This window comes from Klebsiella sp. FDAARGOS_511 (assembly GCF_003812845.1).
Taxonomy (GTDB): Bacteria; Pseudomonadota; Gammaproteobacteria; order Enterobacterales; family Enterobacteriaceae; genus Klebsiella; species Klebsiella grimontii.
The window spans coordinates 3,121,009-3,147,922 of sequence record NZ_CP033824.1; the positions used below are offsets into that span (position 1 = coordinate 3,121,009).

A 26,914-nucleotide genomic window follows, 5' to 3' on the forward strand; every position below is an offset into this window, starting at 1 on the left:
TTCACACTTACGCTTCCGTCTCGTTCACCCAGATACGCATCTCGCCTTCGCCGCGGTTGGCCCAGCTAAACCACGGAATAAAGGTTAATACTTGCGGCTGACGGGTGGACTGCGCACGGTCATAGTTCCACAGAGCCTGGTTTTCGGCATCTTCCGCCGTTTGCTTATAGCCAGGCGCCTGGAGAAGTATCTTGCGGGCAAAAATCCCTTTGCCCTCTACAGTGCTAAACCGGGCGTCGCACGGCAGCTGCAGGTTATGCAATTGCTCGCCGTTATCCGCCTGCTCCAGGCAGTAAACCAGCGGACCGCGCTGGACGGCGACCAAACCGGCCTGGTGGCGCACCAGCGGGTTACCGTAAATGCGGCGCACCGGCATCGGCAGGGTTAACAGTAGCGTGTCGCCCTCCTGCCAGAGATGGCTGATGTGCAGATACCCTTTGCGTACGTCCTGCGTAACCGGCACGCCGTTGAGCGTCACCTGCGGCTTATCGCACCAGTCCGGCAGGCGCAGGGCCAGGGTATGATGCACAGGTGAAGATGAATCGACGACTATCTTCACCTGTTCCTGCCATGGATAGTTGCCGCTGATGCGCAGGCGCAGTGCCTCATTGCCGACCGGGATCTCCACGCTGTTGCCGACATACAGGTTGATGTACAGGGCGTCGTCGTGCGGCGTGTAGATATAGTGCCCCAGCGAGGTGAGCACGCGGGCGATATTCGGCGGGCAGCAGGCGCATCCGAACCAGCGCTGGCGGACGGGCTTAACGTGATCGTAAATATGGTTGAATTTTAAGGATTTTGGATTCACTTCCAGCGGGTTGACGTAGAAGAAGTGCTTGCCGTCGAGCGCCATTCCACCCAGCACGGTGTTATACAGCGCGCGCTCCATCACGTCGGCGTACTGGCTGTCGGCTTCCATCTCCAGCATCCGGCGGGCAAACATCATCAGGCCAATGGAAGCACAGCTTTCGGCATAGACCGTGTCGTTTGGCAGGTCATAGTCGCTGCTGAAGGCCTCCCCGCTGCTCTGCGAACCGATGCCGCCGGTGATATACAGCTGACGCTGGGCCATATTTTTCCACAGACGCAGACAATCCTGGCGCTTGCCCTCGTCCTGACTTAAACGGGCGAGATGGGCAACACCGGTCATCAGATAGACGAAACGGACCGCGTGGCCGATGGCGACCGGCTGTTCGGAAATCGATTGATGCGCCTGGCTGTAGGGCTTATCCATCACCATCCACGCCGGACCGTAGGTGTTCCAGTAAGAAGTTTTGCCGCGCTTCTCATATTCGATATCGTAAAAATGCGGCTGCGTTCCGCGCGCCTCAACGAAGTACTTCACCAGCGCGATATAGCGCGGCTCCTGAGTGACGTCGTACAGGCGCATTAACGCCAGCTCGATTTCCGGATGGCCAGGATAGCCGTGCAGCTGATTATCTCCGGGGCCAAACACGCTATCGATGTGGTCAGCAAGGCGGCAGACGACATCCAACAGACGACGTTTTCCGGTGGCCTGGAAGAAGGCGACGCCCGCTTCAATCATGTGCCCGGCGCAGTATAGTTCATGGCATTCGGCGAGGTTTGTCCAGCGCTCCTCTGGCGCTTTGACCGTGAAATATGTATTCAGATAGCCATCTTCACACTGGGCGGCCGCGACCAGTTCAATCACCTCGTCGGCAGTTTTTTCCAGCCCGGCGTCCGGCTTCTGGCACAGCGACCAGGCCACCGCCTCCAGCCATTTCGCCACGTCGCTGTCCTGAAAGACCATGCCGTAGAATTCGCCCTCCTGTCGACCGGCGGCGATGCGGAAGTTCTCTATCGCATGACTCGGGTCCGCCTCTTCGATGCGGTCATTAAGCGCATCCCACTGGTAGGGGATGACGACATCGCGTACCAGTTGCTGGTACTGGCCGAGGAACGGGTCGTTGATTTTCAGTTTGTGCAGATCGACTTCCATAACGGGCATGACGGACTCCTTAAGACTGAACGTGACGCGTGCGCAGGTCAGTGGCAATGCGCGCCATCATAGGATTGTTAAGCTTGCAGGCGCGAATAGTGAAGGCCAGCAGCAGATGGAACAGGGCGGGCAGCAGGGTCTCCATTGAGGAGATGCCCGCCAGGGATGAGGCCGTTTGGTTTTCCACGCCCGGCTGATAAGCCACGTAGATAAACACGACGCTGATAATGCCGGCGCTGGAAGCCCATGCCAGCTTGATAAAGAACAGGTTAAAAGCGAAGTTCATCCCGGAAGAGCGCACCCCGGTTTTCCATTCGCCGTAGTCGTCGGAGAAGGCCATCAGCGAAAAGTGCAGCGGCAGGGTAAAGCCGAGAATAATGCCGTTACCGAGAATGACGACCAGCCACAGGGTCTGGTACGCTTGCCCGGTTGGCAAAAACCACATCGCCACGGCCAGCGCGGCTAGCACCAGGTTGGTGTAGTAGTAGAGTTTGACGGTATCGAAGCGGCGCGAGAGCAGGTTGATGATCACGGAGCCCGCAATCGAGGCGAAGGTTACCATGGTGAAGAACAGCGAGGTGTAGCCGGTGGAGCCGCCCAGCACGTAGGTGATGAAGTACATATAGCCGCCGCCGCGGATATTAAAAACGTTGATCAGCAGGAACGACATTACCAGCATCAGCAGCAGCTGGTCGTTTTTACGCAGCCCGGCGATGTGCTCGCGCAGGGTAAATTTCCCCATGACATCCAGCGAGACGCGTTCGCGAACCCAGAAGAAGCAGCACAGGAACATCGCCACCGCGATGGCGCAGAGTACGCCGACGCCGTACTGATAGCCCTGCGCGGTATCGCCCTTGCCGAGCGCTTTCACCAGCCACGGCAGCCCAACGGAGACTAAGAATCCCGCCACGCCGCACAGCACAAAACGCCATGCCTGACATGAGATAACCTCGCTATGGCGCGTGGTCATGGTGTTGATCAGCGCGCAGTAGGGGACGTTAATCGCGGTGTAGCTCACCGACAGCAGCAGATAGGTGCCGAACGCCCAGGCGATTTTTACCCCCATGCTGGCGTCGGGCACGGTAAACGTCAGGACGCCGATAACGCCGATTGGCACGGCAATCCACAGCTGCCAGGGACGAAAGCGTCTCCAGCGGCTCTGGGTACGGTCGGCCAGCACGCCCATGATCGGGTCGGAAACAGCGTCGAAAACGCGCAGGGCCAGGAATAGGGTCCCGACCAGCGCGGGCGTCAGGCCGAAGACATCGGTATAGAAAAAAGTTAAAAAGTTCATGATCAGGCAGGTAATCACCGTCCCGCCCGCGTCGCCGAGTCCGTAGCCTATTTTTTCCCGAAGGGATAATTTGTCGTCCTGGGCACGCTGTGCCAAATCAGTTGTGGTAATCGGAGCCGAAGTCATAAATAACTCCCGGAGAGGATGTGCGAATAATATCCCACTGAAGTGCGGGCTTTAATTGTGTTATTTGCAAATTACGTTATTTATTCTGCACCAAATGTTGGGGGCAGCAAGGGAAGGGAAAAGTATAAAAAGAGGACGATTCCGACCTGATGGTAAAAATGTGATTTCGATCCAGCAGACGGCTATTTTATCGTGAATAATCAAAGGGAATAGGGGTTGTTAATGATATTAAAAGCGGAATATTGAATATCTATGCTTGAATTATCCATGTCACTTCCGATTAAAGTGCAGAACGGCGGATTGTTTATTTCCCGCGGCGTCGGCAGCCATCCGGCGCGCCGGCTTCACTCCTGGGAAATAATCTTTGTGGAAAAAGGGACATTAACGATTCGCGAAAACAACGAGATTTTTAGCGTCAATGCCGGGGACAGTTTGCTGCTCTGGCCGCAGCGATTACATGTGGGGATCGGACAGTTTCCGGCAGATTTAAAATTCTACTGGCTGCATTTTGAAGTGATGTCGGGTGAGGGTGATACGCTGCTTTCTATTCCACAACACATGCGTGTTAATGACCCGCAGTATATTATTTCGTTGTTCCGCCAATTCTTACGCGAGCAGGAAAATATTCATCGTAGCGTGGCGCTGGAGCTGATTCTGTTGCTGATTTTGCAGCAAATTTCGGCGGCAGCAGGCGAACAGCCTGCCGACAGTCCCGGTAACGCGCTGGCGTGGCGAGCGCAGCAAATCATTCGTACCCGGTTTCATTTGCCCCTTTCCGCATCCACACTGGCGCAGGAGCTGCACTGCAATGTGGATTATCTGGGGCGCGTTTATCGCCATGTTTTCCGGCTGACGTTAACCGAAGCGCTGCACCGTCAGCGGGTAAGGGCGGCGGAAAAGCTGCTTATCAGCGATTCCCTGTCGCTTACCGAGGTGGCGATGAAATGCGGGTTTAACGATGTTGGCTATTTTCGCAAGATTTTCCGCAAGCACACCAGCCTGACGCCGGCGGCGTGGAAGCGTCGTTACTGCAAGGAACATATTAATTCGGCGTAGGGTTGATGGGCTTTTCCCGACGGGGACGGGCAGCTCGGACAGATGCGCAGCATCGCCTCCGGGAGAATTCTGCAACATCCTGCACGCTTTCCCCGGGGGCGGCGCAAAGCGCCTGCCCGGGCTACGGGACCGCAGACCGCCGGTAGCCCTGATAAGGCGTTAGCCGCGATCCGGGGAGTCCCGAGGTGTTAGTTTTGTCCGTAATAGGCGTTTGCGCCGTGTTTACGCAGATAGTGTTTATCGAGCAGTTCAGACTGCATATCCGGCAGCTGTGGCGACAGCTGGCGCGAGAAGAGCCCCATATAGGCACACTCCTCCAGCACCACGGCGTTATGTACGGCGTCGGCCGCATCTTTACCCCAGGCAAACGGGCCGTGCGAATGGACCAATACCGCCGGGATTTGCGTCGGATCCAGGCCGCGCTGTTCAAAGGTTTTGATAATCACCTCGCCGGTCTGATACTCATACTCGCCGTTAATCTCCTCAACGGTCATCCGTCTGGTACAGGGGATCGCGCCATAGAAGTAGTCGGCGTGGGTGGTACCCCAGGCGGGGAGATCGAGCCCGGCCTGCGACCAGATCGTCGCGTGGCGGGAGTGGGTATGCACGATCCCGCCTATCTGCGGATAGCGGCGATAAAGCGCCAGATGCGTTGGCGTATCCGAAGAGGGTTTTTTAGCGCCTTCAACGACTCTACCGCTGGCGATCTCTATGACCACCATATCGTCGGCGGTCATCACCTCATACTCGACGCCGGAGGGCTTAATGACCATCAGCTTGCGCGTTTCATCGACCGCGCTGACGTTGCCCCAGGTAAAGGTGACCAGTCCGTGCGCCGGGAGCGCCAGGTTTGCCGCCAGTACCTCGGCTTTCAGTTGTTCTAACATGTGAATCCCCCTTCCTGCATCCGTGATTCAATCCAGCGCCGGGCCTGGATAATCTCCAGCACCGGCTCGCTGGCTTTCTCCGTCCACATCTCAATCAAAAATGAACCGCGGTAGTTCAGCTCGCGCAGCGTCTTAAAAATGCCGACAAAATCGACGCATCCTTCGCCGAACGGCACGTCGCGGAACTGTCCGGGGCTATCGTCGGTCACGGGCAGCGTATCTTTCAGGTGGATGGCGGCGATACGATCGATGCCCAGCTTCAGCTCGGCGGTGACGTCGTTTCCCCAGGCGCTGAGGTTGCCGACGTCCGGGTAGACGGTAAACCACGGTGACGAAAGCATCTCGTCCCACTTTTTCCATTTGCTGATGGAGTTCATAAAGGCGGTGTCCATGATCTCCACCGCCAGCATTACCTGCGCGGCAGCGGCCTGTTCTACCGCCCAGGCCAGCCCTTCGGCAAAACGCTGCCGGGTGCCTTCATCGTGCTCTTCGTAATAAACGTCGTAACCCGCCAACTGGATGGTGCGGATCCCCAGATCGCGCGCCAGGCGGATGGCTTTGGTCATGATCTCCCGCGCCCGATCGCGTACCGCTTCATCGCGGCTGCCAAAGGGGAAACGGCGATGGGCGGACAGGCACATTGAGGGGATGGCGACGCCGGTTTCCAGCATTGCGCTCACCAGCGATGCCCGCTGGCCCGGGGTCCACTCCAGGCGCGAAAGGCGTTCGTCGGTCTCGTCCACCGACATTTCGACAAAATCAAAACCGCAGCTTTTGGCCAGCACCAGCCGCTCAGGCCAGCTGAGATCCTTCGCCAGCGCTTTTTCATAAATACCTAACGGGTGGCTACGCATGCTGTTCTCCCCAGATAGCGTCGATTTGCGCGTGGAATTCGGCGGCAACCCGCGCCGGATGGGCGGCGCCTGCCAGCGCACGCCCGGCAATAAAGGCTTTGACGTTGATATCTTTGAACAGCGGCAGATCCGCCGGGGTAATGCCGCCGGTGATCGATAGCTCAAGGCCGATGTCGGAGAGCGCCTGCATGCGCGCCAGATCCGCCTCCCCCCACTGCTGCCCGCTGGCCTGGGCATCGCGTCCGCGATGGTAAATCGCCTGATGGACGCCGGTACGGTACCAGGCGCGGGCGTCATCCAGCGTCCAGTTGCCGAACAGCTCCATCTGAATCTCACCGCCGCAGGCCTGGGCCACGGCGTGGCCTTTCTCGACCGTGGCGAGCGGCGCGGCGCAGATGATGGTCATCCAGTTGGCGCCAGCGCGAAAGGCCTGCTGCGCCAGGGTTTCACCGGCGTCGGCGACTTTCCAGTCGGCGACGATGATCTTCTGCGGACACTGGGCGCGCAGGGCTTTAACCGCGCTAAGCCCTTCGGTTAAGCAGAGGATGGTTCCCGCCTCCACAATATCAACGTGATCCTGTAGCAGGGCGACATCGCGCTGCGCAGCCTGAAGGCTGGTGTGGTCGAGCGCCAGCTGCAGTAATGGTCGGCTCATAATGCGTGCTCCTTAATACGGGCGTGATAGCCCTGTAGTGCTTCAATCAAATGCAGGTAGTGGCGGTATTTGCGCTGATAGCGCGCGTGGGCGGTCATATCGGGCAGCAGCGTGCGCACCGGGTGCTGCCGGGCGTGCCGGGCTTCGCTAAAGCTGCGGTATACGCCAGTGCCGACGCGAGCGGCGAGGGCCGCGCCATAGCAGCCGGTCTCTTCCACCTGCGGCAGTTCAACGCGTAAGCCGGTGACGTCCGCCAGCATTTGCATCCAGACGTCGGAGTGCGCCGGGCCGCCGGTGACGCGCAGGGCCTGAACGCTTGTAAAGCGTTCGCGCATACGGTTGAGATGGGTCATATGGCTGAATACCACGCCTTCATAAACCGCCTGCAGCAGGTGGGCGCGGGTATGCAGCGCCTGCATGCCGTAAAAGCCGCAGGTCATCTCCAGCCCGGCGTTGCTGCCGTAGAGAAACGGCAGAAAAAACAGCTCGCTACCGGCTTTCGGCAGGCTGGCTACGGCCTGATTGATCTCAGCAAACGAGAGATCGCCCCACTGGGCGGTAAACCATTCGAGGTTGCCGGACGAGGTCGGGCTGGCTTCGTGAACGATATACTGGCCGTCATTGACGTAGCGGCCATAGACATAAGGATGGGCTTCGTGCTCGCGCAAACCGTTGGCGATCCCGCTGGTGACGGCCCAGGTTCCCATTACCGCATTGAGGGCCGATTCATCCTCAATCCCGGCGCAAAGGGCGGTGGAGACCACGTCAAACAGGCCGCCAACGACGGGAGTACCCGCCGCCAGACCGGTTAAAGCGGCTGCCTGAGCGGTGATCTCCCCGCAAATTTCGGCTGACCCTACAACGGGTGGCAGCGCGTTATCGATTTCACCGATGCCCAGCCACTCGGTCAGGCGCGGGTCGTACTGGCCCGCGGCCATGTTGTAAAGGTTTGACTCGGAGATGTTGCTCTCCTCACAGCCTTTCACGCCGGTTAAGCACCAGCGCAGATAGTCATGCGTCATCATGACGCAGCCTATCTGCGCATAGCGCTGAGGTTCATTGTCTTTCATCCAGCGTAAAAGGGAGACCGGATGGCCGGTCCATAACGTTTGTCGGGTAATGGGGTAGAGTTGTTCCGGAATACCATCCTGCTGCCATTGATGGATGATGCCCATCGCGCGCCTATCGGATGAGAGGATTGCCGCTCCCAGCGGTTTGTCATTTTTATCTAGTAAAAACAGCCCCTTGCCTTGAGCTGAGATGCCTACACCGCGGATGCGGGTATTGTCGATGCCGGTACGTGAGAGCAATGTGGCGATAACCGCAGCACACTGTTGCCATAACGCATACATGTCGCGCTCTGCTCTACCCGGCTGTGGACTGAGCGTGCGCAGCGGCAGGCGCTCTACGCCTGCCTCCCGGCCTTCACGGTCATACAATCCGGCTTTCAGCCAGCTTCCGCCGCAGTCTAACCCCAGCCAGTAATCGCTCATAACTTATTGCACCTCATCAACGGCTTTCAGGAGATCTGCGCCCTGAGGGCTGTCTTTCAGGAACATATCGCGTACCTGGTTACCGAGCACATCGCTAAAGGTTTTACGATCGATATCGGTCAGAACTTCCACTCCGGCTTGCTTCATGCCGTCGATGATTTTTTGCTGATCTTCGGCGACCAGTTTGCGCTGATAGTCGCCGGCTTCTTTGGCGGAACTTAGCAGCGCTTCCTGAAACTGCGGGCTTAAAGAATCGAATTTGGTTTTATTGATCACCAACAGCAAAGGAGAATAAGCGTGGTGAGTCAGAGAAAGGTACTTTTGTACTTCATAGAATTTGGCCGACCAGACGACATTAATAGGATGTTCCTGGGCATCAATCGTGCGGGTTTCCAGCCCGGTATAGACTTCGGAGAACGGCATCGGAATCGGGTTCGCACCAAAGATTTTAAAAGCCGCGATATTCATTGGGCTGTTATTGGTACGAATTTTTAACCCTTTTAGATCGGCAGGGGTTTTTACCGGCGTACGGGAGTTAGTAACGTCACGCCAGCCATTTTCCCAGTACGCGAGAACTTTTAGCCCTTTTGACTCGAGTGATTTTTTCAGTTCATCGCCGACTTTACCGTCGAGCGTTTTATGCGCATGTGGGGTATCGCGAAACAGGAATGGAACATCAAGTAAGTTGAATACCGGGGCCAGGCCGGTGAAATTGTTTGAACCGGACATTTCCATATCAATGGTTCCGCCACGCACCCCGCTGATCATCGCCTGTGCGTTACCTAATGTGCTGTCAGGAAAAAGTTTTAAGGCCAATTCGCCATTGGTTTTTTCTTTTAATAATTCGTTAAATTTTTTCGCAGCAATATGTTGGGAGTCAGTTTGCGGTGTTTCATAACCAAAACGTAAAGACTGCGCCGCCAGAGACGACATGCTGAAAACTGTCAGACCAGCTATGAATAATGAACGAGCAATAACATGTAATTTCATAATATTATCCTTTAATTAATCCATTTAAGCGGTGTGGTAATTAGCTCGGGAATAAAAATAAACAGAACCAGCAGCGACATCAGGACGGCAACGTACGGGAATACGCCTCTCACCGCGTCATCAAACTTTAATTTTGCTACGCCGGATATCACGTTAAGAACGTTACCGACCGGCGGTGTGATTAACCCTATAGAGCAGTTAATGATGAACATGACTCCGAAATAAATAGGGTCAATGCCTGCTTCTTTAACCAGCGGTAATAATACGGGGGTAAGAATTAACACCGTTGGCGTTAAATCCATCACCATACCCACGACCATAATTGAAATCATAATGACGATAAATAAGAGTCGCGGAGAGTCGACCAGCGGCTGCAGCAAATCTGACACCATCATTGGCAATTCCGCGATAGTAATCAGCCAGGCGGATACTTGTGCCGCGGCGACCAGAAACATGACGACAGAGGTTGTTTTGGCAGCATTGACCAGCACGTGGTAAAGACTGGAAAACGTTAATTCCCGATAGATAACGACGGCGACAAAGAGGGCGTAAAACGCGGCAACTGCCCCAGCTTCTGTTGGCGTGAAGAGCCCGGAACGGAAGCCGCCGATGATAATCACCGGTAAAAACAGCGCCCAGATGCCTGAAACTAATGATTGCCAGATTTCACGCGTTGTTGCTTTGGGCTGGGAGGGAAGATTTAATCGCCCGGCTTGCCACCACCATGTGAGCATAAGCGCCGCGCCCATCATGATTCCCGGTGCGATGCCAGCCATGAACAGCTTGCTGATAGACAGACCGCTGGAAACGCCAAAGATAATAAAAGGAATTGAGGGTGGAATAATGGGTGCAATGATCCCGCCGGAAGCGATTAACCCAACGGAGCGGTTGATCGGATAGTTTGCCGAACGCATCATCGGCACGAGCAGCGCGGCAACCGCGGCGGTATCCGCCACCGCAGAGCCAGAAAGACTGGCCATGATCATGGCTGCAATAACGCCTACGTAGCCCAGGCCGCCGGGTTTATGGCCGACCAGCTTCATTGGCAGATCGACGATTCGCTTTGACAGGCCGCCCGCGTTCATGATTTCCCCGGCCAGAACAAAAAAAGGAATCGCCAGCAGGGAGAAACTGTCTGCCCCGTTAACCAGAGTCTGCGCCATAATCTGCACGTCAAACATATCCAGGTATGTCATCAGAGCAGCGCCGCAAAGTAGTAACGACCAGGCGATGGGTAAACCAATCGCGATCCCGCCGAGCAGGCAGCAGAGAAATATCACCACGGCCATGATTAGGCTCCTTGCTGTGGTTGTTGAAAGGAATCGTTACGCGTTATTAAGCGATACAGCCGACGCAGTTCGATTAATGCGATGGCAACGCTTGTGGGCAGACAAGCGATATACATCAGGCCAATAGGTAAACCGAGGATTGGCGAGTGATCGCTCCAGTCCTGCATCGCTTTTTGCAAACTGCCCCAGCCTAGTGCGATGCATAACAATAAAATCAGCGAATGTGTCAGTAGCGAGAGACGGCGTTGATTCGCTGGTGAGAGTTTTTCCACTACAAAGGTGACCTGAACGTGAGCGTTATCCATAAATGCAACGATGGCACCGATAAATGTCAGCCATACAAAGAGATAACGAGATAATTCATCCACTGATAAAATACTGCTCTCAAAACCATAACGTAAAACCACATTAATAAATACAATGCAGGAAAGTACGGCAATTAATACCGCAAGTATGCCCTCAAGTACCCGCTTCATAACGACTCCATCAGGTTGTGGAACTTATATTTTTTGCGCTGAATATTGGAACTTAACTTCTTATGCCTGGTGTATATTAGGTCCGGTACAAAAACGAATTGTTCGTCGTAAATTAAGATTTTAATACTTGAGTCAGGTCAACCGCTGGGTGGCTTTCGCCAGAGTATTAATACCGTCACGTAATATACTAATGCGGTGATTAATATCGGCGCTGGCATTGATTTCCAGCAATTTAATCCCGGTAAACCGCAGCGGATCGGGATCGGCGGCGGTAATGAGCTCCCTGGCATGTTTCTCGGTCATCAGGCTTTGCGAGCAGAAAGGGGAGAATGGAGCATGGAGATCTTGCCACGCGCCGTACTCTCCGCTCTGCGTCGTGCCGGAGAACATCAGCGCACCGAGCTTTCCTGCCCGTTTGGCCTGATGCACGTGGGTTAGTGGCAAACGACTATTCTGCCCTTCAATGGCGGAACGCGCCCAGTTAATGCAGACGCTGATGTCATAGTCAGCAATGGTTTCCAGCACGTTTTCTAACGGTAAGAATCCTTTGCGCGGTGCGGGGCCATTCATTGCGTCGCAGTGTTCGAGCACCAGCTCGCAGGACCAGTCCCAGCGGGTAATTTCTTTTAATGAACGGGCAAAGGCGTCGGTCGCCTGAGCCACGTTGGCATTGCCCGCCAGCGGGGCGGCGTGAAGCTCAAGGGCAATGACCTTTCCGGCGGTATTGCCATTGATTTTAGCGATCTTCTGCTGCAGGTGGCGATAGTACTCCACGCAGGCTTTGCGCTGCTCTTCGTCGCTGGACGCCAGCCCAAAGCCGCCGTTTTCACCGCGGCGGCGCATGGTCTCCATAATGGCGGTGACAACGATTTGCCAATTTCCCGGCGTATGGCGCAATAACCACTCGTCGCCGAGTGGATGCAGATGTTCAAGGCAAGGCTGCTCCAGCCCACGAATGTTTGGGGTATCGGAGAGCTGTCGCCAGAATTCCGTCTCTTCCTCTTCACTCTTTTGGTGAAATGAGGGGGCACAGGGGTACGCACCGATAATGTAACCGGTATTATTCGAATTCATAGTGTGCTCCTGAAAATAATTTTCTATAAAGCCGCTATTGCAACTTTAACGACTATTTTCCTGATTGGCGTAGCGATATTTTTATTACAACCTGGCCGATGAACATCCTGCGGGAAAAAAATCGCGTAACTTCCCGGTATCATTTCAATGAACGACTCATGCTCACTATCGTGGTAAAAAATAATATCACGCTGTTCTAATAAGGCTTCGTTTATTTCATTATTGCCGGTATCAATAGCAATACCGATTTTCTCTTCACCCGACGCCAAAAATTGAATATCCAGATAGCGGCGATGCACCTCGGGACGATTGTCAGCGGCATCGCGGGTGGTTAAATCGATGATCTGCGCGTAAATATTTTTACCATCAATCTCCACGACGCCGGGTTCGTGCGTGCGAAAGTCTGTGGTGCGTAAAAAATGAAGCGCTTTCTCAATCGCGTCTGGCAGATGACATGGATTCGGCTGCGCGATATGACCAAAGATCATATTTTAACTCCCTACAACGCTTGAATTTTAGCCCAGACGCTATCGTCAATGGTGATGCCGTTACGACGATTTTCATCCAGCAGTTTCGTAAATTCATGACCAGGCAGACGAATGGCCACGTTTTCATCTGCCCGTTCAGCGGTGGTGACGAAATCCATAATCCGCTGCAGTTTGGCATCACGGGTTGCGCCGTCGATCAGCTTATCCACTTCAATGGCGATGAAGATCTGCGAAACGCCATATTCATCGCTGTTTTCCTGGGTGACTTCAGCAACGGAGGAACCGTTAGAAAGCAGAGTGGCTATCATATCCAGCACGATGGACAGACCGGAGCCTTTCCAGTAGCCCATTGGCAAAATGCGGCGATTTTTTTCGATTACGCCAGGCTCTTTGGTCAGATGACCCTCATCGTCGAATCCACCATCCACGGGCAGTTCGCGGCCGGCAAGGCGGTTAACTTCCAGCATACCGTAGGAGAACATCGACATCGACATATCCACCATGGTGATCGGCGTCGACGGAATGGCGACGATCAGCGGGTTGGTACCGATGCGGCACTCTTTAGCGCCCCAGGGTGGCATCACGGCGATGGAGTTGGTCCAGCAAATGCCGATATAGCCTTTTTCCGCCGCCTGCCAGCCGTAGCTGCCGCCGCGCATCCAGTGATTGGCATTACGTAGTGCGATCAAACCGATACCGTGCCCGGAGGCCAGCTCAATGGCCCGATCCATCATCTTTTTCGCCGTCAGGTTGCCGATGGAGCGTTGGGCATCCCATTGTTCGATGGCGCCGAGGCTGGTCACCCGCTGCGGTTTAGCTTCAGGGATAATGTCGCCGTTATCTAACTGTTGGATGAAACGCGGAAAACGGTTAACACCATGGGAATAGACCCCGGACTCGGTTGTTCTGGCGAACATTTCAGCGCACTCGTCCGCCGTTTCTTCCGTGATATTTCGTGACCGTAGCACACGATAGAAGGCCTCTTTTAACTCTGCGAAAGTTACTTTCATCCCAGCTCCCCTGGTCGATTCTTAAAAATGATGGTATGTTTTTTTATCTCTAAATTTCACAATGCGAAACCTGATTCCAAATATATAGATCAAAAATTAACAAGGCAACGATATGTAACTTTTTTAAAAATCATTAAAATCAAAATGTTATGCTTTTTATGTTGAGATCGTGAACTACAACACACTTTGAGCTACCATCTGAGTGCCAGGAAAAGGAGGGGTATTTCTGATGAACCTGAACGATGAAAAAGAGAAACCAGCAGGAAGTCAGAGCCTGTTTCGTGGCCTGACGTTGATAGAAATTTTGAGTAACTATCCGAACGGCTGCCCGTTGGCGCACCTGTCGGAATTGGCGGGATTGAACAAAAGTACCGTTCATCGCTTATTACAGGGGCTGCAGTCCTGCGGGTACGTGACGCCTGCCCCGGCGGCGGGGAGCTATCGTCTGACGACAAAATTTATCGCCGTTGGCCAAAAGGCTTTGTCGTCGCTGAATATTATCCACGTCGCGGCGCCGCATCTTGAGGCGCTCAATCTTGCCACCGGCGAGACGGTGAACTTCTCCAGCCGTGAAGATGACCACGCCATCCTGATTTATAAGCTGGAGCCGACCACCGGCATGCTGCGTACGCGCGCTTATATTGGTCAGCATATGCCGCTGTACTGTTCGGCGATGGGGAAGATCTACATGGCGTTTGGTCACCCTGATTATGTTGAGACTTATTGGGACACGCACCAGGACATCATCCAGCAGCTCACCCGTAATACCATCACCACGTTACCCGCCATGAATCTAGAGCTGGCGCAGATCCGCGAGCGAAACATGGCGATGGACAGGGAAGAGAACGAGCTGGGCGTATCGTGCCTGGCTGTTCCCGTTTTCGATATCCATGGGCGCGTGCCTTATGCCATTTCTATCTCTCTATCAACATCGCGCCTCAAGCAGGTGGGAGAGAAAAATTTACTCAAGCCGCTGCGCGATACGGCAGAGGCGATTTCCCGCGAACTGGGCTTTTCCGTGCGGGAAGGGTAAGGCAGATGACCAGATTATCCCGGGCATCTGAGAGAAAACGCCGCTGACTCCATTCAGGATCAAGGCGCGGAAGCGGTTTTTTCTGGCACTCTGCGTTTTTATCCCCAATGGAGCAAGGATGAACCGGTTTATTCTCGCGGATGCGCAAAAGTGCATCGGCTGCCGTACCTGTGAAGTCGCCTGCGTGGTGTCCCATCAGCAGGACCAGGACTGTTCTGGCGTCTCCGCCGCGCGCTTTGCGCCGCGGATCCGCGTGGTGAAAAATGATGAACTCTCGACGGCGACGCTGTGCCGCCAGTGCGAAGATGCGCCCTGCGCCAACGTCTGCCCCGAGGGCGCAATCCGCCGCGAAAACGCGGTCTGGCACGTGGATCAGCGCCGCTGTATCGGATGCAAAAGCTGTATGGTGGCGTGTCCCTATGGCGCGATGACCGTGATGCGGGTGGAGGAGGGCGTACAGGCGCTGAAGTGCGATTTATGCAGCCATCGCGAAGAAGGCCCGGCCTGCGTGGCTGCGTGCCCGACCCAGGCGCTGCGCTGCATGGAGCCGATGGAGCTGGAGAGAATAGCCGCTGAACGTCGCCAGCGGATGGCGCTGGCGATGTAGCGATGACGCCTTCTTACGGTGTGTTCCCGGAGGCGGCGCTTGCGCGCCTTGTCCGGGCTACCTGTCCGCAGATCGCTGGAAGCCTGTAGCCCGGCTGAGCGCAGCGCGAGCCGGGAATATATCTGGATTATTCAGGATTCTGGCGCCCGTTTACGCGCCCTGTTCACCCCATGCGCGTTCAACCTCTTCGGCGAGAATCTTCACGCCCGCTTCAATCTTCGCCGGGTCCGGCACGTAGTTCATGCGCATGCACTGATGCGTGTGCGGCCACGGCTTATCCAGGCCCGGGAAGAAGTAGTCGCCCGGCACCATCAGGACGCCGCGCTTTTTCAGGCGCTGGTACAGCAACTCGGTAGAAATCGGCAGATCCTTAAACCACAGCCAGAGGAAAATCGCCCCTTCCGGCTTATGAATCAGGCAGCGATCTTCCGGTAAATAGCGGCGAATAATGGCGATAGTCTCCAGCACGCGCTGGTAATAGAAAGGCTTAATCACCGTTTCTGACAGGCGCAGAAGATCGTTGCGCTTAATCATCTCGCACATCATAGCCGGCCCCATTCCACCGGGGGCGAGGCTGATAATGCCGTTCATATTGCTGATGGCGGTGATGATTTTTTCGTTTGCGATGATAATCCCGCAGCGGCTACCCGGCAGGCCCAGCTTGGAGAGGCTCATGCACAGCACGATATTCGGATTCCACAGCGGCCTGGCGTCGCTGAAAATAATCCCCGGGAACGGAACGCCGTAGGCGTTATCAATCACCAACGGGATGCCGTGCTGGTTGGCCAGCGCATCCAGCTTGATCAGCTCATCGTCGGTGATCACGTTACCCGTTGGGTTGGTGGGGCGGGAAACGCAGATCATTCCCGTCTCGTCCGTGACCTGCAAATGTTCGAAATCCACGTGGTATTTAAACTGGCCTTCCGGCAGCAGCTCAATATTCGGGCGAGTGGCGACAAACAGATCTTCTTCGAGGCCGGAATCGGCGTAGCCGATGTACTCGGGCGTTAACGGAAACAGCACTTTACGGGTGGTTCCATCCGCACGACGGCCTGCGAAGAGGTTAAACAAGTAGAAAAACGCGCTCTGACTGCCGTTTGTCAGTGCAATATTCTGTGGTTCGATCTCCCAACCCAGTTCATCACGCAGCATCTGCGCCAGCAGGGCCAGCAGCTCGCTTTTACCCTGCGGACCGTCATAATTACAAAGCGCATCAAGGGCTTTGCCGCTGTTCAGCATGTCGGCCAGCAGGCTATGGAAGTAATCATTCATTTCCGGAATCTGTGCGGGATTGCCGCCGCCCAGCATGATGGCGCCCGGCGTACGCAGGCCGTCATTGAGGTCTTCCATCAAGCGGGTGATGCCCGAATGACGGGTAAATTTGTCGCCAAAAAGTGAAAATGTCATCGCGATTAGTCTGTCGGTATTCCAGGAAAGTGGGTAACCATAACGCCAGTGCAGACAGGGTGCAAATCGAGGTATCAGGAAGATATTTTGTTTTTATGCTGTGAGAGAAAATATTTTTGGATGTTTATCCTGAAAAGGCTCCCCCGAACGTCAGGGGAGCCATGGGTCAGAAAGCTACTGCTGACCTGCCCATACCACCATCACTTTGTCATCGCCGTTCTCGCGAATAAAGCCGTAGCCTTTCGCCATCGATAGCGTGGTTTGTTTACCCATGCCAATCGCCGGGTGACGGGCGCGGAACTGGCCCAGTTTCTCCCAGTGGGTCACGCTGCGCGCGGCTTTGCCGTTGACGTCCTGCCAGTTCATATCTGAACGCGTCCCCTGAAGCGGATCGGAGCCGGTCGGACCGAACGGTCGTGAGGATTCATCGCCGTAGAAGATCTGCACTGCGCCAGGCGCGAGCAGCAGCAGTTCCGCCGCCGTGCTGCCGCCTTCGCGGAACAGGCTGGTATCGTGTGAGGAGAGGTAGCTTAATACATTGAAATCCTGAAGCTTCTCCGCCATATGTTGCCAGGTGAGGTCTATGTTCGCCAGGCAGCTTGTCGCTTTCGCCGCCTGATCCTGGTAATCAAAGTTCAGCATGGCGTCAAAGCCGTGGCGATAGTAGTCGCTCTGCATCACGCCGTGGCCCCAGGCTTCGCCGGTCATCCAGAACGGCGCGTTATCCAGCGCTTTGTCCGGATTGGCTTTTTTCCATTCCGCCAGCGCTTCAGTGGCCTGAGTTTTTAATTGCAGCCAGGCGGCCTGCTCGACGTGCTTGGCGGTATCGACGCGGAAGCCGTCGATACCGTAATCGCGCACCCATTGGCTCAGCCAGTGGGTCAGATAATCGCGCGGCGTATAGCCGGGGATCGCTTTGGCCGCGGTATCCGGCTTATGGCGATAGAAGTTCGGCAGGCCGGATGGCTCCGTGGATTCGGTTTTCAGATCCGGCAGGAAGGCCAGCGACATGGTCAGGTCGTCAAAGCCGGGGTTGTCGTAGTCGCCGATATCGGTGCGGATCCATTTTTTACCCCACCATTTCTCCCATCCGGCTTTGTCGCTGAAGTTGATGTAATCGTTAAAGCTGTGCCAGCTTTGGCCCGCGCGGGGCTTCCAGTCGGTCCAGCGCTCTCCGAAGGTCTTTTTCAGTTCATCTCCCTGGATGTACAGCGAGCCGAACTGAAACTCCTGCATATCGGCCAGGGTCGCGTAGCCGGTATGGTTCATCACCACGTCGAACAGAATGCGGATCCCGCGCTTGTGGGCTTCATCGACGAGGCGACGCAGATCGTCTTCCGTCCCCATATTAGCATCCAGCTTCGTCCAGTCCTGGATGTAATAGCCGTGATAGGCGTAGTGCGGGAAATCGCCTTTCGTACCGCCGCCGACCCAGCCGTGGATTTGTTCCAGCGGCGAGCTGATCCAAAGGGCGTTGACGCCTAGCTGCTGGAGGTAATCCAGTTTGCTGGTCAGGCCCTGCAGGTCGCCGCCGTGGAAGGTGCCAATTTCCTGCATGCCGTCTTTGTGGCGGCCATAGCTATTGTCGTTGGCCGGGTTGCCGTTGACAAAGCGATCGGTCAGGACGAAATAGACGGTGGCGTTATGCCAGTTGAACGGCGCGGCGGCTTCCGTTTCCGCGCGTTCAAGCAGCAGCAGACCATTGCTGTTGAATGCCGGCTGGAGGGTAATTTTACCGCCGCTGACGGTCGCGATATTGCCGCTGTAGAAATCGCGAACTTGACTGCCTTCGGCGAAGGATTTGCTGACGTCAATGGTGAGCGGCTTGCCATCCCATTTCGGACACTGTTTCATCTGCGGCGCGGCGGCGGCGGTCTGCTTCTCCTCCAGAGAGACCATCAGGGTTGGCGTACCTGAACGGGTATCGACTTCCAGTGTATAGCGGCCATCGCGGAATACGCGCCACTGCGGCGCCGGATCGCGGCAAGGCTCCATAGAGAGCATCTGGTTGAGCTTGATCGCGCCGGCAGGCTGCCAGCACTGTTGGTCAAACGTAATCCGCAGAGGGCGCGTACCCTTTGCTACCTCGTTTTGACTGATAAATCTGCCGGTGCCTTCTTCGGTAAAGGCGGGGAAATCTGCGGTAGTCCAGGCGGCGAAGGCCATCCCAGGCAACAGCAGCGACGCAAGCGCAGCGAGTTTCATTCCGGAGTCCTGTGTGCGGTTTTTTGTTCAGTTTGCGCGTCCGGCAGTCCCATGAACTCATCCCAGCGGCGCTTTTCCAGGGAGGATGGAAAAGGGTGAGTGATCGCGTTCAAAAAATGAGCAAAAAATGAGAAGGTAGTCGCATTTTTGTACTGTTGTCAGGATGCGGAAACCGATTTCAGATGACAGCTTTTCGGAATTGGACTATTTCTGTGGGTGCGTCATCTGGGTATTTTTGATACTATTCGCGATTCAACTATCGATTTTTTGTGAAAAACAAGGCGTTGGAATGATTGCATCCGACCAGGAGACCTAATGATATCGACTCCCATTCGACGATATGGGGCCGCGATACTCATGTTACTTACCTGCATATTTTCAGGTAGTGTGCTGGCAACAACACACACAGCAACAACGAGTCATAAAGCCCCAATCGTTAAGAAGCAAAGTACCGTTAAAGTAAACAAGGTAAGCAGTAAACAAGAGTATTCTCGCAATAGTGTAAAGAGCAGTTCACTTCCTGATTTGCGAAAATACCCTTCCGGGACACCAAGGAAAAAAGCGTTTCTCCGGACGGTAATGCCTTATATTACGAAACAGAATCAGGTGATTACCGCCGATCGTAACTGGCTTGTTTCAAAGCAGTACGATGCGCGCTGGTCGCCAAGTGAGCGTACTCGACTGAAAGAGATCGCCTCTCGCTATAAAGTGAAGTGGTCCGGCAATACTCGCCATATTCCATGGAACTCGTTGCTTGAGCGCGTCGACATTATCCCGAATAGCATGGTTGCCACCATGGCAGCGGCGGAAAGCGGCTGGGGAACGTCAAAGCTGGCGCGGGTGAACAACAATCTGTTTGGTATGAAGTGTGGCGGTGGAAACTGCCGCGGCGCGGTGAAGGGCTACTCCCAATTTGATTCGGTGGAAGAGTCCGTTCAGGCCTATGTCCGAAATCTGAATACGCATCCGGCCTACTCGTCATTCCGTAAATCGCGTGCGCAGCTGCGTAAAGCCGATCAGGAAGTGACCGCCAGCACGATGATTCATAAGCTGAAGGGCTATTCGACCAAAGGGTCGAGCTATAACAACTATCTCTTCGCGATGTATCAGGATAACCAGCGGTTGATAGCCGCGCATATGTAATGGATTATCCATGACATTATTAATGCCCGGCGCGTAAGCCCGGGCATTTTTCTTTGCGCGCTACATCATCACTTCGCTGTGCCGGTCGCGGTACTCCTTCGGCGTCACGTCGTACTCTTTCTTAAACACCGAGTAGAAATACTGCAGCGAGGGATAGCCGCACATCTGTGAGATTTCGTTAATCGAAAGGGTGGTCGATACCAGCAGGCTGCGCGCTTTTTCCAGTTTTTCGCTGTGGATCACCGTATGAATGGTCTCGCCGACTTCCTCTTTGAAGCGCTTTTCCAGGTTCGAGCGGGAAATACCCACGGCGTCCAGCACCTGCTCCACTTTTATCCCTTTACAGGCGTGGTTACGAATATAGTGCATCGCCTGGATAACCGAGGGGTCGGTGAGCGAACGGTAGTCGGTGGAGCGGCGTTCTACCACGCGCATCGGTGGGATAAGCTGACGCTGAAGCGGCAGCTCTTCATTCTCCAGCAGGCGATGCAGCAGCTTTGCCGCCTGGTAGCCCATCTGACGGGTGCCCTGCGCAACGGAGGAGAGGGCCACGCGCGACAGGTAGCGGGTCAGCTCTTCGTTATCTATGCCGATAACGCACAGCTTTTCCGGTACCGGAATATGCAGGCGCTCGCAGGCCTGTAATACGTGGCGGGCGCGGGCGTCGGTAACGGCGATGATGCCGGTTTGCGGCGGCAGGGTTTGCAGCCAGTCGGCGAGGCGGTTTTGCGCATGCTGCCAGTTTTCGGGCGCCGTCTCTAGACCCTGATAGACCACGCCGCGATATTTCTCTCTGGCGACCAGCTGGCAAAACGCGTGTTCGCGCTCGGCGGCCCAGCCCTTACAGCTGGAAGCGGGCAGGCCGTAAAAGGCGAAGCGGTTGATGCCTTTTTCTTTGAGGTGTAGAAAGGCGCTCTCGACCAGCGCGGCGTTGTCGGTGGCGATATAGTGAACCGGCGGATAGCATTCCGGCCGGTGAAAGGAGCCGCCAACGCCGACAATCGGCACATTGACGTCGATCAGCAGATTTTCAATTTCCGGATCGTCATAATCAGCAATGACGCCGTCGCCTAACCACTCCTTGATGTTTTCAATCCGCGCCCGAAAATCTTCCTCAATGAAGATATCCCATTCCAATTGCGATGCCTGAAGATACTCGCCAACGCCCTCAACGACCTGACGGTCATAGGCCTTGTTGGCGTTGAATAACAGCGTAATACGGTGACGCTTTTCAAACATAGTGTTGTTCCTGGTCTCTCTTGCAGGCCATACAATACCGGCCAATGCCCGGATTATTTCAAGTTACTTGTGCCTAAGTTTGGCTGTAGCGCAAATAATTCGGGCATTTTTTTTCACTGTCCTCAGTTCCGACGTTTAGTGGCTGAATCCATCCACACCGCGAGCAATAAAATGACCCCTTTGACGATGTACTGCCAGAAGGTGGCGACGTCCATCATGCTCATGCCGTTATCCAGCGCGGACATGATGAAAGCGCCCATGACTGCGCCCGCGACGCTGCCAATGCCGCCGGCCAGGCTGGTACCGCCGATCACGCAGGCGGCGATGGCGTCCAGTTCGGCGATGTTGCCGGCGGAAGGGGAACCGGCGCCCAGGCGCGAGCTGAGAATCAACCCGGCGATCGCCACCATCAGGCCGTTAATGGCGAACACCGCCAGCTTGGTGCGCTCCACGCTGATACCGGATAAACGCGCGGCCTCCAGGTTGCCGCCGATGGCGTAGATGCGGCGCCCAAACGCGGTACGGGTGGCCATAAACATGCCCGCCAGCAGCAGCGCGGCGAGGATCAGTACCGGCGTCGGGACGCCGCGATAGTCGTTTAACAACCAGATGGCGCCCAGCACGATAACGGCGGTGATCGTCTGACGGCCAACGGTTGAGGCGGAGGCGGGCGTGGAGAGGCCCAGAGCCTGGCGTCGCATACGGCCGCGCCACTGCCAGATAATAAATGCCGCCATACCCAGCACGCCGATGCCAAAGCCAATACCATCAGGTAGATAGCTCTGGCCGATTTGCGACATCGCCGGGCTGGTGGGAGAGACGGTGGTGCCGTTGGTGATGCCTATCAGAATACCGCGAAATGCCAGCATCCCGGCGAGCGTCACGATAAACGAGGGGACCTTACGATAGGCAACCCACCAACCGTTCCAGGCCCCCAGCAGCAGACCCAGGACCAGGGTAACCACAATTGTCAGCGGTAGCGGCCAACCGAGCCAGACGTCAAAGATTGCCGCCGCGCCGCCGAGCAGGCCCATCATTGAGCCCACGGAGAGGTCGATCTCGGCGGAAATAATCACAAACACCATGCCGACCGCGAGAATGCCGGTGATAGCGGTCTGGCGCAGCAGGTTGGAGATATTACGCGCGCTCAGATAAGCGCCTTCGGTAGTCCAGGTGAAAAACAGCATAATGGCCACGATGGCGGCGATCATCACGAATACCTGGAGGTTCATCCCCTTCAGCCCTGACAGCGCGCCGGCAGTAGGCGGGGTGAGTTTCATTTCAGACGACGTGTTCTTCGACATGGCGTTCGCTCCTCAGTGCGGCTTCCATTACCTGTTCCTGGGTCAGACCCTGGTTGATCAAATTAGCCTTCAGCTTACCCTCATGCATCACCAGCACCCGGTCGCTTAGGCCAAGCACTTCGGGCAGCTCGGATGAAATGACAATGACGGCGATCCCCTGCTGCACCAGCTGATTAATCAGCTTGTAGATTTCATACTTGGCGCCGATGTCGATGCCGCGGGTAGGCTCATCGAGTATCAGAATGCGCGGGTTCAGTAGCAGGCAGCGGGCGAGGATCGCCTTTTGCTGATTGCCGCCGCTCAGACGACCGATCGCCAGCTCCGGCGATGAGGTTTTGATCTTCAAACGCTGGATGGATTGCTGAATACAGTGCTGCTCTCCGGCATCGTCAAGACTGCTCAGCGGACCGGTAAACTGGTTTAACGCGGCGAGGGTGATGTTTTTACCCACTGCCATAACTGGCACGATGCCGTCTTTCTTCCTGTCTTCCGGCACCATGGCGATGCCCTGGGCAATAGCCTGCTGGCAGCTGTGAATCGTCACCTGCTTGCCATCAATAAAGATTTTTCCTTGCCAGCGGCCCGGCCAGACACCGAACAGGCACTGCACCGCTTCGGTTCGGCCCGCGCCGACCAACCCGGCGATCCCCAGAATTTCGCCGCGCCGTAGCGAGAAGGAGACGTCATTGACGCGCTTAATGTGGCGATTCACCGGGTGCCAGGCCGTCAGGTTCTCCACCCGCAGGATTTCCTCGCCGCAGCTGTGGGCTTCGCTCGGGTAGAGGGCGGTAAGCTCGCGGCCGACCATCATGGTGATAATGTCATCTTCGCTCATGCCGTCAGCGTTGCGGGTGCCAATATGCTGCCCATCGCGGATCACGCAGATGGTGTCGGAGATGGCTTTGACTTCATTGAGCTTGTGGGAAATGTAAATGCAGGCAATACCGTGATTTTGCAGATCGCGAATAATATTCAGCAGAATTGCCGTCTCTTGTTCCGTTAATGAGGCGGTGGGTTCGTCGAGAATTAACAACCGCACCTGCTTGTTCAGCGCTTTTGCTATTTCAACCAACTGCTGCTGACCAAGGCCTAAATCGCCGACGCGGGTGTCGGGTGATATGGCTAAATTGACCTGGGCCAGCAGCTTCTCGCAGCGCAAAGTCATGGTTTCATAATCCAGCAGACCGTGGCGGGAGATTTCCGCGCCGAGAAAAATATTCTCCAGAACGGTCAGATGTTTTACCAGCGCCAGCTCCTGATGAATGATGGCAATCCCTTTGCGCTCGGTATCGCGTATATGGCCCGGCCGCAACGTTTCCCCGGAAAAAATAATCTCTCCCTCATAGCTACCGTGCGGATATATTCCGCAAAGGACCTTCATGAGCGTGGACTTACCGGAGCCGTTTTCGCCGCACAGCGAGACCACTTCTCCGGCGTTAAGCCGCAGACTGACATTATCAATCGCCTTCACCGTACCGAAGGTTTTAGTAATGTTTTTCATTTCGAGTAACCAGGACATAGAGACTCCACATAAGCGATATCCGGCTGAATGGGGCAACGCCCCCGGGAGAGGGCGTCAGAGATTACAGCTCGCTTTTTTTGTGGAAACCGTCTTTGATCACCGTCTGATCAATGTTGTCTTTATTGACCTCAATGGGGGTCAGCAGCCGTGACGGGACATCTTTCAGCCCATTGTTGAGCGTGGAATCGGCCTGCGGCTGCTTGTCGTTGCCTAGTTCGACGGCGATTTCAGCCGCGGTGGTGGCAAGGGTGGTGATAGGTTTATAGACGGTCATCGTTTGGGTGCCGGCGATAATGCGCTTCACGCCGGCGAGGTCGGCATCCTGTCCTGATATGGCGACTTTGCCTGCGAGTCCCTGGGCGCTTAATGCCTGGATGGCGCCTCCAGCGGTGGCGTCGTTGGAGGCGACGACCGCATCAATTTTATTGTTGTTGGCGGTCAGGGCGTTTTCCATAATTTTCAACGCATTTTCCGGTAACCATCCGTCGACCCATTGATCGCCGACGATTTTAATTTTCCCTTCATCAACATAAGGCTTGAGGACTTTCATTTGTCCGGCACGGAAAAGCTTGGCGTTATTGTCCACCGGCGAGCCGCCCATCAAGAAATAGTTACCCTGAGGCACTTTATCGACCAGACTTTGCGCCTGCATTTCACCCACTTTTTCATTATTAAATGAAATATAAAAATCAATGTCGGCGTTATTGATAAGACGATCGTAGGCGAGAACTTTAATTCCCTCCTGTTTCGCCTCTTTTATGACATTGCTCAGCACCTGGCCGTTATAGGGAATAATCACCAGAACGTCGACGCCACGGTTGATCATATTTTCGATTTGCGACATTTGCGTTTCTTCGTTGCCATTGGCTGACTGGACGAATACTTTTGCACCTAATGATTCTGCTTTGTTGACAAAAATATCGCGATCTTTTTGCCAGCGTTCAAGACGCAAGTCGTCAATCGCCATGCCAATTTTAACTTCTTTAGCAATGCCCGACAGGCTGGTGAGGAGGAGTGAAGCGCAGAGCGTTAGGCAAAGGTTCTTTATCTTCATAATAATAACACCTTTTTTGTAAAGTGCAGGATAAGACGAACGATAAAAACAAACGGCCTGATACGTAGCAGATTTTTAACGCGGAAAGGAACGCTGGCAATTATCTATGCTTATTTTGCCGTTATGAAATTTTGTTTATTTGTTAATTTATGACCGCGATCGTACTTTAATAATTAGTTCTCACCGTATTTCATTGATCTTTCGTGGCGGAAGCGGCGGAATGGGGCCGCTGACGTATTATTTTTGCGACCTGGCGCACGTTTGTGGATTCTCTCAATCACGGTGTGAAATAACGTAATTGAGGAAACTAAAAAGAGAATTCTATATTGGCTTATGACTTATTACTCGCCGCATCCCTGAATATGGAGTTCATTATGCAGACCTATTTTGATCAGCTCGATCGCGTTCGTTATGAAGGCCCGAAATCCGCTAACCCACTGGCTTTCCGTCATTACAACCCGGATGAGCTGGTGCTGGGCAAACGGATGGAAGACCATTTACGCTTTGCGGCCTGCTACTGGCACACCTTCTGCTGGAACGGTGCCGATATGTTCGGCGTGGGCTCCTTTAACCGCCCGTGGCAGCAGCCGGGTGAAGCAATGGAAATGGCGAAACGTAAAGCCGATGTCGCTTTTGAGTTTTTCCATAAACTGAACGTACCGTACTACTGCTTCCACGACGTCGACGTTTCTCCTGAAGGGGCATCGCTGAAAGAGTATGCCAATAACTTCGCACAAATGGTTGATGTGCTTGCGGAAAAACAGCAGCAAAGCGGCGTCAAGCTGCTGTGGGGCACGGCAAACTGCTTTACGAACCCGCGTTACGGCGCCGGTGCGGCAACCAATCCGGATCCGGAAGTGTTCAGTTGGGCGGCGACCCAGGTGGTGACCGCGATGGATGCGACCCACAAACTGGGTGGTGAAAACTACGTCCTGTGGGGCGGTCGCGAAGGCTATGAAACCCTGCTGAACACCGACCTGCGTCAGGAACGCGAGCAGATTGGCCGCTTCATGCAGCTGGTCGTGGAGCATAAACATAAAATCGGCTTCCAGGGTACGCTGCTGATTGAACCGAAACCGCAGGAGCCCACCAAGCATCAGTACGATTACGACGCGTCTACCGTCTACGGCTTCCTGAAACAGTTCGGCCTGGAAAAAGAGATCAAGCTGAATATCGAAGCGAACCACGCGACGCTGGCCGGCCACACGTTCCACCACGAAATTGCTACCGCCATCGCCCTCGGCCTGTTTGGTTCCGTTGACGCTAACCGCGGCGACCCGCAGCTGGGCTGGGATACTGACCAGTTCCCGAACAGCGTTGAAGAGAACGCGCTGGTGATGTACGAAATCCTTAAAGCGGGCGGCTTTACCACCGGCGGCCTGAACTTTGATGCTAAAGTGCGTCGTCAGAGCACCGACAAATACGACCTGTTCTACGGCCACATCGGCGCGATGGACACCATGGCGCTGGCGCTGAAAGTCGCTGCCCGTATGATTGAAGGCGGCGAGCTGGATAAACGCGTTGCCAAACGCTATGCCGGCTGGAACGGCGAGCTGGGTCAGCAGATCCTCAAAGGCCAGATGAACCTGGCGGACATCGCCCAGTATGCCACTCAGCATAACCTGGCGCCGCAGCACCAGAGCGGCCATCAGGAACTGCTTGAAAACGTGGTTAACCGCTACCTTTTTGATCGCTGATGATGGCGAAAATGCCCGGCGGGTCCGGGCATTGGTTTAACCGATGCTTTA

Annotated in this window: 23 protein-coding genes; 5 read left to right on the plus strand and 18 right to left on the minus strand. The window is 55.0% G+C overall.

The genetic code is table 11. The features are described from left to right. Positions 1-7: 7 nt before the first annotated feature. Both EGY08_RS15995 and EGY08_RS16000 read right to left on the minus strand, forming a co-directional pair. Positions 8-1,969, minus strand: a complete 1,962-nt coding sequence (locus EGY08_RS15995; RefSeq protein ID WP_123828664.1) for a glycoside hydrolase family 127 protein — start codon at positions 1,967-1,969, stop codon at positions 8-10. A gap of 10 nt (positions 1,970-1,979) precedes the next feature. Continuing rightward, complete coding sequence (locus EGY08_RS16000) at positions 1,980-3,380, minus strand: MFS transporter (RefSeq protein ID WP_123828665.1); 1,401 nt, start codon at positions 3,378-3,380, stop codon at positions 1,980-1,982. A gap of 252 nt (positions 3,381-3,632) precedes the next feature. Between EGY08_RS16000 and EGY08_RS16005 the strand changes: the two genes are divergently transcribed. After that, positions 3,633-4,436, plus strand: coding sequence for an AraC family transcriptional regulator (locus EGY08_RS16005; RefSeq protein WP_004126526.1), 804 nt, complete (start codon positions 3,633-3,635; stop codon positions 4,434-4,436). A 188-nt stretch (positions 4,437-4,624) separates the two neighbouring features. On the opposite strand, the gene araD is transcribed toward EGY08_RS16005, so the two are convergent. From araD to yiaK, 10 genes are all read right to left on the minus strand, one after another. Then, positions 4,625-5,323, minus strand: a complete 699-nt coding sequence (araD, locus tag EGY08_RS16010; RefSeq protein WP_004126523.1) for an L-ribulose-5-phosphate 4-epimerase — start codon at positions 5,321-5,323, stop codon at positions 4,625-4,627. Further along, entirely contained in the window at positions 5,317-6,177 is an 861-nt protein-coding gene (locus EGY08_RS16015) for an L-ribulose-5-phosphate 3-epimerase (RefSeq protein ID WP_004126521.1), read from the minus strand. Before EGY08_RS16015 ends, araD begins: the two co-directional genes overlap by 7 nt. Further along, a complete protein-coding gene (ulaD, locus tag EGY08_RS16020) occupies positions 6,170-6,832 on the minus strand; it encodes a 3-keto-L-gulonate-6-phosphate decarboxylase UlaD (protein WP_049113623.1) in 663 nt (220 codons plus the stop codon). Before ulaD ends, EGY08_RS16015 begins: the two co-directional genes overlap by 8 nt. Then, positions 6,829-8,325: an FGGY-family carbohydrate kinase gene (locus tag EGY08_RS16025; protein ID WP_123828666.1), complete on the minus strand. Its 1,497-nt coding sequence runs from the start codon at positions 8,323-8,325 to the stop codon at positions 6,829-6,831. The genes ulaD and EGY08_RS16025 overlap by 4 nt, the downstream gene beginning before the upstream one ends. Before the next feature lie 3 nt (positions 8,326-8,328). Then, complete coding sequence (yiaO, locus tag EGY08_RS16030; protein ID WP_087828424.1) at positions 8,329-9,315, minus strand: 2,3-diketo-L-gulonate TRAP transporter substrate-binding protein YiaO; 987 nt, start codon at positions 9,313-9,315, stop codon at positions 8,329-8,331. Between the two features lie 11 nt (positions 9,316-9,326). After that, positions 9,327-10,604, minus strand: coding sequence for a 2,3-diketo-L-gulonate TRAP transporter large permease YiaN (gene yiaN, locus EGY08_RS16035; protein ID WP_004126509.1), 1,278 nt, complete (start codon positions 10,602-10,604; stop codon positions 9,327-9,329). Between the two features lie 2 nt (positions 10,605-10,606). Beyond that, positions 10,607-11,080 carry a 2,3-diketo-L-gulonate TRAP transporter small permease YiaM gene (yiaM, locus tag EGY08_RS16040; RefSeq protein WP_004126507.1) on the minus strand — a complete coding sequence of 158 codons (474 nt, stop codon included), beginning with the start codon at positions 11,078-11,080 and terminating at the stop codon, positions 10,607-10,609. A 132-nt stretch (positions 11,081-11,212) separates the two neighbouring features. Further along, positions 11,213-12,154, minus strand: a complete 942-nt coding sequence (locus tag EGY08_RS16045) for a DUF4862 family protein (protein ID WP_049113628.1) — start codon at positions 12,152-12,154, stop codon at positions 11,213-11,215. A 23-nt stretch (positions 12,155-12,177) separates the two neighbouring features. Next, on the minus strand, positions 12,178-12,642 hold the full coding sequence (locus EGY08_RS16050; protein ID WP_004126501.1) for a YhcH/YjgK/YiaL family protein: 465 nt from the start codon (positions 12,640-12,642) through the stop codon (positions 12,178-12,180). 11 nt (positions 12,643-12,653) lie between these two features. Beyond that, the gene (gene yiaK, locus EGY08_RS16055) at positions 12,654-13,652 is read right to left on the minus strand and encodes a 3-dehydro-L-gulonate 2-dehydrogenase (protein ID WP_049113629.1); all 999 of its coding nucleotides are present in this window, start codon (positions 13,650-13,652) and stop codon (positions 12,654-12,656) included. A 229-nt stretch (positions 13,653-13,881) separates the two neighbouring features. On the opposite strand from yiaK, the gene yiaJ reads away from it, so the two are divergent. Then, positions 13,882-14,685 carry an IclR family transcriptional regulator YiaJ gene (gene yiaJ, locus EGY08_RS16060; protein WP_004126495.1) on the plus strand — a complete coding sequence of 268 codons (804 nt, stop codon included), beginning with the start codon at positions 13,882-13,884 and terminating at the stop codon, positions 14,683-14,685. 118 nt (positions 14,686-14,803) lie between these two features. Beyond that, entirely contained in the window at positions 14,804-15,292 is a 489-nt protein-coding gene (locus EGY08_RS16065) for a 4Fe-4S binding protein (protein ID WP_004126493.1), read from the plus strand. A gap of 150 nt (positions 15,293-15,442) precedes the next feature. Here the strand turns inward: EGY08_RS16065 and avtA are convergent, their stop codons facing one another. Both avtA and EGY08_RS16075 read right to left on the minus strand, forming a co-directional pair. Beyond that, positions 15,443-16,699, minus strand: coding sequence for a valine--pyruvate transaminase (gene avtA, locus EGY08_RS16070; RefSeq protein WP_123828667.1), 1,257 nt, complete (start codon positions 16,697-16,699; stop codon positions 15,443-15,445). A gap of 174 nt (positions 16,700-16,873) precedes the next feature. Continuing rightward, positions 16,874-18,904, minus strand: a complete 2,031-nt coding sequence (locus EGY08_RS16075) for an alpha-amylase (RefSeq protein ID WP_004126487.1) — start codon at positions 18,902-18,904, stop codon at positions 16,874-16,876. A gap of 315 nt (positions 18,905-19,219) precedes the next feature. Between EGY08_RS16075 and EGY08_RS16080 the strand changes: the two genes are divergently transcribed. After that, a complete protein-coding gene (locus EGY08_RS16080) occupies positions 19,220-20,047 on the plus strand; it encodes a protein bax (RefSeq protein WP_123828668.1) in 828 nt (275 codons plus the stop codon). A 60-nt stretch (positions 20,048-20,107) separates the two neighbouring features. On the opposite strand, the gene xylR is transcribed toward EGY08_RS16080, so the two are convergent. The 4 genes from xylR to xylF form a co-directional block, all read right to left on the minus strand. Further along, complete coding sequence (xylR, locus tag EGY08_RS16085) at positions 20,108-21,286, minus strand: D-xylose utilization transcriptional activator XylR (protein WP_004126484.1); 1,179 nt, start codon at positions 21,284-21,286, stop codon at positions 20,108-20,110. A 122-nt stretch (positions 21,287-21,408) separates the two neighbouring features. Next, positions 21,409-22,590 (minus strand): xylose ABC transporter permease XylH, encoded by a 1,182-nt coding sequence (xylH, locus tag EGY08_RS16090; protein WP_049113636.1) that lies wholly within the window; start codon positions 22,588-22,590, stop codon positions 21,409-21,411. After that, positions 22,568-24,109 carry a xylose ABC transporter ATP-binding protein gene (locus tag EGY08_RS16095; RefSeq protein ID WP_049113638.1) on the minus strand — a complete coding sequence of 514 codons (1,542 nt, stop codon included), beginning with the start codon at positions 24,107-24,109 and terminating at the stop codon, positions 22,568-22,570. The genes xylH and EGY08_RS16095 overlap by 23 nt, the downstream gene beginning before the upstream one ends. 64 nt (positions 24,110-24,173) lie before the next feature. Then, positions 24,174-25,166 (minus strand): D-xylose ABC transporter substrate-binding protein, encoded by a 993-nt coding sequence (gene xylF / locus EGY08_RS16100; RefSeq protein ID WP_123828669.1) that lies wholly within the window; start codon positions 25,164-25,166, stop codon positions 24,174-24,176. A 374-nt stretch (positions 25,167-25,540) separates the two neighbouring features. Here xylF and xylA point away from each other — a divergent pair, with 374 nt between their 5' ends. Then, positions 25,541-26,863 (plus strand): xylose isomerase, encoded by a 1,323-nt coding sequence (gene xylA / locus EGY08_RS16110; RefSeq protein WP_004137805.1) that lies wholly within the window; start codon positions 25,541-25,543, stop codon positions 26,861-26,863. The last annotated feature ends 51 nt before the right edge of the window (positions 26,864-26,914 follow it).